General features: G+C 57.3%; 8 protein-coding genes. 6 read left to right on the top strand and 2 right to left on the bottom strand.

Annotation, left to right across the window (positions count from 1 at the left end):
• Positions 1-295: 295 nt before the first annotated feature.
• The 3 genes from QJT82_RS44810 (at position 296) to QJT82_RS44800 (ending at position 1,650) form a co-directional block, all read left to right on the top strand.
• Entirely contained in the window at positions 296-676 is a 381-nt protein-coding gene (locus QJT82_RS44810) for a hypothetical protein (protein WP_028342958.1), read from the top strand.
• Positions 677-901: 225 nt separating this feature from the next.
• Positions 902-1,105 carry a hypothetical protein gene (locus QJT82_RS44805; RefSeq protein WP_281446715.1) on the top strand — a complete coding sequence of 68 codons (204 nt, stop codon included), beginning with the start codon at positions 902-904 and terminating at the stop codon, positions 1,103-1,105.
• A gap of 176 nt (positions 1,106-1,281) precedes the next feature.
• On the top strand, positions 1,282-1,650 hold the full coding sequence (locus QJT82_RS44800; protein WP_348652652.1) for a hypothetical protein: 369 nt from the start codon (positions 1,282-1,284) through the stop codon (positions 1,648-1,650).
• A 134-nt stretch (positions 1,651-1,784) separates the two neighbouring features.
• Here the strand turns inward: QJT82_RS44800 and QJT82_RS44795 are convergent, their stop codons facing one another.
• Positions 1,785-3,386 (bottom strand): winged helix-turn-helix domain-containing protein, encoded by a 1,602-nt coding sequence (locus QJT82_RS44795; protein ID WP_051448038.1) that lies wholly within the window; start codon positions 3,384-3,386, stop codon positions 1,785-1,787.
• Positions 3,387-3,534: 148 nt separating this feature from the next.
• On the opposite strand from QJT82_RS44795, the gene QJT82_RS44790 reads away from it, so the two are divergent.
• The gene (locus QJT82_RS44790) at positions 3,535-4,503 is read left to right on the top strand and encodes an MBL fold metallo-hydrolase (protein WP_080686876.1); all 969 of its coding nucleotides are present in this window, start codon (positions 3,535-3,537) and stop codon (positions 4,501-4,503) included.
• Between the two features lie 212 nt (positions 4,504-4,715).
• On the opposite strand, the gene QJT82_RS44785 is transcribed toward QJT82_RS44790, so the two are convergent.
• On the bottom strand, positions 4,716-4,865 hold the full coding sequence (locus tag QJT82_RS44785; protein WP_259242493.1) for a hypothetical protein: 150 nt from the start codon (positions 4,863-4,865) through the stop codon (positions 4,716-4,718).
• A 479-nt stretch (positions 4,866-5,344) separates the two neighbouring features.
• On the opposite strand from QJT82_RS44785, the gene QJT82_RS44780 reads away from it, so the two are divergent.
• Positions 5,345-5,578 carry a hypothetical protein gene (locus tag QJT82_RS44780; protein WP_155258671.1) on the top strand — a complete coding sequence of 78 codons (234 nt, stop codon included), beginning with the start codon at positions 5,345-5,347 and terminating at the stop codon, positions 5,576-5,578.
• Positions 5,579-5,814: 236 nt separating this feature from the next.
• The gene (locus QJT82_RS44775) at positions 5,815-6,276 is read left to right on the top strand and encodes a hypothetical protein (RefSeq protein WP_264641792.1); all 462 of its coding nucleotides are present in this window, start codon (positions 5,815-5,817) and stop codon (positions 6,274-6,276) included.
• Positions 6,277-6,347 lie beyond the last annotated feature (71 nt).

The following is a 6,347-nucleotide window of genomic DNA, read 5'->3' as shown; positions in this document are numbered from 1 at the left end:
ATCGCGGCCTGACGCTGGCCCAGTTTTGGCTTCAAGATTGCCTGCCCTGCAAGGCCGTTTTTACACGGCCAAGGCCCGTTGCGGACCTCAGCCGACGATCGCCGCTACCTCTGGAATAGCCGCCGCCGAGTGCGGTTCGCGGGGTGACGAAACACAATCCGCCGGGACGAAACCATTTTCCGGCCTTCACGAAGGCATGGTGAAACAGTCGGACGGTTAAAAATGGCATTGGAAGCGATGGGCAAAGGGGAACTGCATAAAGAACAACGATCGCCGTGGGGCGGGGAGCGAGGCCATGTCACAGATTCGCAAAACTTTTTTAGGCGCTCTCGCGACCGCATTGACGATCGGTGCCGTGCAATTCGCTTCAGGTCACGACCTCGGAGACCGCTGGCAGGCGAGCTCTGAACAGCCAAGTCACATCGTCAATCGCGCCGGCAAGGCAGATCATCTTGCTGCCCCCAAGCCGTTCGCAGTCCAGACGAAAACGGTTTCTCTGCGCTTGAACGATCAAGCCGATACATCGGTCCTGATCCGTATTCCATCTGCGCAAGCGCGCATCACCAAGACGCCGCTGTGGAATCAGAGCCGTAAGCCGACAGTGGCCTGCGAGCCCATGGTCAGCACGCTCACGGAAGTCGCAAGGCTCCTGCAGCCCGGCCGTTGCGTGACCTGATCGACTACATCCACACCAGCTATTCGCTGAGGATAACTTCCTGCTCTTTATGCGACTGTACTGGCCAGACGAGAAAGCCCCTTCCATCCTAGATGGGTCTTGGGAGCCACCGCCGGTGGAGAGGATCAATTAAAGGGTTCCCGTGGCTGCAACATCGGGAAAGACAGCCGGTCCTCGCTCATCGTCAACTAAGCGGGAGGCGGCTGCGCCAGGAGCTTAGCTACAATGAGCCCAATTGCAGTGTCCTTGATTGCGTTAGCGATCATCATAGCTGCCGCGCTCTTCGGCACTTTGCTCCGCAACACCCTGCCGGGCCATTATCTGGCAGACGATTCAAAAGATTACATACGGTTAGGAATCGGGCTCATCACGACGCTCGCCGCGCTTGTGCTTGGTCTGAAGTCGGATCGTAGCCATGTCGTTCTGTGAGCCAAGGAGTTGCCAGACATATTTGTCTTCCTAAGACCGCTTGGCCTCCGACTATGTGAGCCAAGGAGTTGCCAGACATATTTGTCTTCCTAAGACCGCTTGGCCTCCGACTTAAGAGGATTTGGCGAGAGGACAGCTTGGAGTCCGCGAAGGGAACGCCCTTTCGGGGGACCGCCTTGTCGGTGGATGCTTATGGAAAGATTCAGAACCTCTCGCCAAAAACGGACGCGCAGCGCTCGTTCAAGGAACGGGCAATACAGCTAGCCACTGACTTGGTGCAAACGCGCCTGCTCCTGTTTGAACACGCTGACACCTCGATTCCCATGCCTTTTCTGGCGATACTGGTCTTCTGGCTGGCAATCATCTTCATGAGTTTCAGTTTGTTCTCGCGCCTTACCCCGATAAACATCGTTGCAATGTTGGTGTTTGCCACTTCCGCGTCCGCAGCGCTTTTCTTGATCCTGGAGTTGAGCCAGCCATTTGTCGGACTGATGCAGATTTCTAGCACACCGCTGCGCAACGCCCTTGCGCCGCTCGGATCGTAGCCGAACCCCGGCAAGATGTCCGGACCTGGCCCATAGCTGACGGTCTGCATGATGATCGGGAACGTCGGCTCTTCGAGGTGAATTGGAAGTCCCCGGTTCGGTCGCTATCGGCTGCTTTTGACCCAAAGTAGACGTTACCCCTCTGGTATTCCGACCGCGCGCATTCCCCCATACAAGTGCTCAAGCCTCGCCATCCAGTCTGGGTTGTCGAACCGGAAGACATTAAGGCGGTATCGACGGATGGTGAAGCTGCGATCAAGTGTCAAGCCGGCCTCTGCACTAGATCGTGCCTCCTTCAGGTCTCCCATTATCGCCAGCGCACCGGCCAAATGAAAATGAGAAAGGGCGTGATTGGGATTGGCTTCGATGCTTCGGCGCAGCCAGCCGATTGCTTCAAGGTCCGTTTTGGTCATCAACTTGGCCATCCCGACAAACATGAACCAAAGAAAGGCACGCGTGTCGCGTGGGGACATTCGCAGCGCATCCTGAATGTGCCCCTCCACCTCCTCGCCACGCTCCAGCACATACTTTCCAAGCCCGATGAACCCATGTGCATCGGCCAGATTCCGATCCAGCCCCAGCGCCTGGTGGCATTCAGCGATACCTTTGGCAGCGCGGCATGTCCGAATGTGAACTGCACCAAGGAGCATGTGGGCTCTGGGATGATTCGGCGCACGCAACAACGCGCAGTTGAGCGCATTCTCTGCGGTCTTGAAATGCACTGATCCGTCATCGGTCATAAAGGATGAACCCATCGATACGTCGACCTGAGCTGCGGCGACTGCCACTTCAATGTTGTCGGGATCAAGCGCCGCAGCGCGCATCAAGAAGTCCCTTGCGCGCGCCAAAAACGCTGGAGTCACGCCCTTGTTCAGGAAAGCCTTGCCCTGAAAGTATAGCTCTACAGCGTCCGGCCGGAGCACCCGTTCTGCGCGTCGTGCTTCGGCCTTGATAAGTTCGGCGTTCAAAGTATTTGCGAGCCGGGATACGATTTCGTCTTGTGTATCCAGCAAGTCGGCAGCCGACTTGTCGAACCGCTCGGCCCACACCTGGGTTCTGGTTTGCGTGTCGGTCAACTGGACGTTTAGGCGCAAGCGGTTACCCCCGCGCTGCACCGACCCCTCCAGCACGTAACGGACACTCAGCTCACGGCCGATCTCCCGCACGTCCACCGCTTTTCCTTTGAAGGTGAACGCGGTGTTGCGGCCGATGACGAACGCGCCGGCGATACGCGACAAGTCTGTTGTAAGACTATCGGTTACACCATCAGCGAAATACTCTTGCTCAGGATCGCCACCGAGATTCGCGAACGGTAGAACGACGATAGACAGGTGCGGCATCGCGGATGGAGGCGACGGTTCTCGAGGGTTTGGGGGCTCGAGTGCCACCACGATCGGACGGCCGGGCCCGACAAGCTGATTCCCGCTGATTGCCAGCATGTAGCCACGGCGCGGCAGGGTCCTTAAGGCGGATCGATCGACCTCTCCCAGGGCACGCCTGACGTCGCCCACGGCGTGGACGAGAGAGTCTTCCGTGACCTCGCAGTCCGGCCAAACCTCATCCATGATTTCATCTTTGCTGACCAGACGCCCGGCTCGGGTCGCGAGAAGCCGAAGTAACAACCAGGCCCGAGGGCGCAAGGGCACGATGTCGCCGCGCCCATCGATCAACAGCTCACGGCCAAGGTCAATGGTCCGCTCGCCGAGAACGATTGAATGCTGCGAAGACTCAGGCAAGGCCGCCTCTTACAGGTCCCTTTTCTGAAAATTTCGGCAAACTTTCAGGACGCGAGGTCAATTGTACCGCATCATCGTGCGGCTTGGGATAGCGACAGCTTCCAGGCAGCCGATCACCAAAACTGTAGCGAGCAGGAGGCGCGCATCCATGATCCGCTCGGTCTTCTTTGCGGCGTCAAGTCGTTCAGTTTTCAGCATTTTTGGAATCGCCCTATTTGCTCTCATTGCCCCGGTGGCCGCCCAGGGGCAAGACATCAAGGTTACCCTCTTGGGTACAGGATGCCCTCCCGCGGTTATGAACCGGTTCGGGCCGAGCACCCTCGTCGAGGCGGGTGGGCAGAAGTTCATTTTTGACGCAGGCCGAGGTGCCCTCCAGCGGCTCAACCAGGTCAAGGTGCCCTGGCAGGGAATAGACGCCGTCTTTCTCACTCATCTGCACTCGGACCACGTCGTCGGCTTTCCGGATCTGTGGCTGACCGGTTGGCTTGTGGGGCGGCCAGGCCGGGATCGACCACTGCGTGTGCGGGGGCCAACGGGGACCCAGCGCATGATGTCGTTCCTCGCGCAGGCATTCGAGTACGATACTCGGATTCGATTAGACGACGACCGAGCACCACCAAACGGTGTCGTGATCCTCGCAGAGGACATCACCGAGGGGGTCATCTATGAGAACGGCGGCGTGAAGATCACCGCGTTCGAGGTGGACCACACGCCAGTGAAGCCTGCGTTCGGTTTCCGGATCGATTATTCCGGCCGGTCCGTTGTGCTTTCCGGAGACACGCGCATCTCCGAAAATCTCGTTCAGCACGCCCAGAACGTCGATCTGTTGATTCACAACGTTGTCGCACCAGAGACATTCCAGCGCATTGGAGTTCCGCCGGCGCAGACGGCTAACATCATCAGCCACCACACCACGCCGGAGCAGGCGGGCGAGGTGTTTGCGCGGACAACGCCCAAGCTGGCTGTGTATTCACATGTCGTGTTGCCAAACGCCACCGAGCAAGATCTGATTCCACCAACGCGGAAGACCTACTCAGGTCCAGTGGAGCTCGGTGAAGATCTGATGGTCATCGAGGTCGGAGGGAAGGTCGAAGTCCGACGGCCCCCTAAGTCGTAACGTGAAGCCCGCTAGCAGGCGTCTATCGGCTTGTCTTTGAACTCGATGCTCGTCGTTGCTTGCGAATGCCACGGCCTACTCGCTTACGGGTCCGCTCCTGGCCCATAGCTGACGGTCTGCATGACGATCGCGAACGTCGGCTCTTCGAGGTGAACCGGAAGTCGCCGGTTCGGTCGCTATGGCGGGTTTTGACCCGCTGCGGACGTAAACGGTCAGTCTTTCATGCCATCCAGACCGGGATGATCTTTGTAAATGTTGTCCCGAAGCACGGTGTCTATCCGAGCGATGATATCGCCGACCGACGTCCTCAATCTCAGAAACTCATCTGCTGGAGAGGCTTCTTTGGCGAGCGTGAGCGCCAAGGATAACTCCTCAATAGCCCGCTCTCCATGCTGTTTAAATCGTGTGGCTGATTTCGCGTCCATAGAACCATCTCGCGGGAATAGTAGCCATTGCAAATGGCAGCATACCTGCCTCTAGACCAAGAAGCCTTGGCCAAATTGCTAGAGCGCTACTGTTCCGTTAATGGCCCATAGCTGACGGTCTGCATGACCATCGGCAACGTCGGCTCTTCGAGGTGAAGCGGAAGTCGCCGGTTCGGTCGCTATGGGCGGGTTTTGACCCGAAGCAGATATTTCGAGAGTAGCTTGGCGCGCTCGCCGTCGAGTTCCGAACACGCGCTCATTTCGACCGCCACCTCTCCATTTTTGAACTGCGGGTTTCGATAAAGTTTAGAGCCGAACGGCCATGATGTTTTAGTAGGTTTGCCGCATAATGGAGGCATGCGAAAGCGAGTGAGGCGCGTGTGAGTTTCATAAGGTCGACGGTCCCTGTTCCGGTCTTGTTTGCAAGCATCGGCTTTCTTTGCTTTGGCCTGATCGACATGTTTGGAGGGAAGCTCTTCAAACAGTTTGTCGCCGACCCTCGACCCGCCATTTTTTTCTCTGCACTACTGGGCGCGGTAATAGGCTATGGCATTGGCTGGTCTGTGGTCAGAAAGTTTGGTCTCCCGCACAGCGCGACCCCCTATGACGTGGATGCCGCCGCCGACCGTGCGAAGCAGGGCCAACATTAAGGGCAATCTAAGCACTGCTCGACGTTAATGGCCCAAAGCCGATCTTTGTTCAGATGGCTGCAGTGTCCGCTTTGGGAAAGGAAGCCGACCAAGGTCAGGGCGGAGCGCCGTGGTTGGCTATGACCTAAGCTGTCTTCCGTTCACTGAATATTCAGCACCTGCTCTGCTTGCAGTTGACGACCAGACTTAATGCAACTCAAAGGATGGTTGCCGGAATCGGCAAGCGGACCGGGGATATGACTGAGTTTGGACGTAGGCAATACTATACGACCAGCATTCCCTCCGGCGCAGAAACTCCCGACCGGACGAAGTGGCTTGTCCGCTCAGTCGTTGTGATTGCGATGATCGCAGGCTCCTTCCTGAGCTACAAGATGTTTTATCAACCTGTCGACCCGCTGCTGAAGCACGAGTCCTTTGCGGAGAAATTGGAAAGGCATGCCTCTCTCGAGGAGCTGCGGCAAAATTATCCGTCTCTCGACAGGAGGACGATTCCGATCGCTTTTGGCGACAGGACTTACAAGATCCCGCGCAACTATTTGGTGAATCTGAATCGATCAAGTGCTGATCCAAAAGAGACTAAGTTCGACATTTACGTTCTGCTTCCCAATCTGGAACCCAGAACGGCAAATAACGCTGACAGGTTCGTAAAGAGCCCGTTCGACGGCGGATACGGAGATCAGGTGAATGCGACGATCTGAACCGCCCCGGGATTGCCGGAGGCCCCAACTCCTGAGAAGGTGGGGCCGTTATGAGCAAGACGACGACGAAC

Origin of the sequence: Bradyrhizobium sp. Mp19, assembly GCF_029952935.1 — a bacterium.
Taxonomy (GTDB): Bacteria; Pseudomonadota; Alphaproteobacteria; order Rhizobiales; family Xanthobacteraceae; genus Bradyrhizobium; species Bradyrhizobium elkanii.
This window is presented reverse-complemented; position numbering and strand designations above follow the sequence as displayed.

Excerpts from the sequence above, each read along its gene's own strand:
- QJT82_RS44810 (WP_028342958.1), top strand. The coding sequence starts at position 296 with ATGTCACAGATTCGCAAAACTTTTTTAGGCGCTCTCGCGACCGCATTG.
- QJT82_RS44805 (WP_281446715.1), top strand. The coding sequence starts at position 902 with ATGAGCCCAATTGCAGTGTCCTTGATTGCGTTAGCGATCATCATAGCT.
- QJT82_RS44775 (WP_264641792.1), top strand. The coding sequence starts at position 5,815 with ATGACTGAGTTTGGACGTAGGCAATACTATACGACCAGCATTCCCTCC.
- QJT82_RS44790 (WP_080686876.1), top strand. The coding sequence starts at position 3,535 with ATGATCCGCTCGGTCTTCTTTGCGGCGTCAAGTCGTTCAGTTTTCAGC.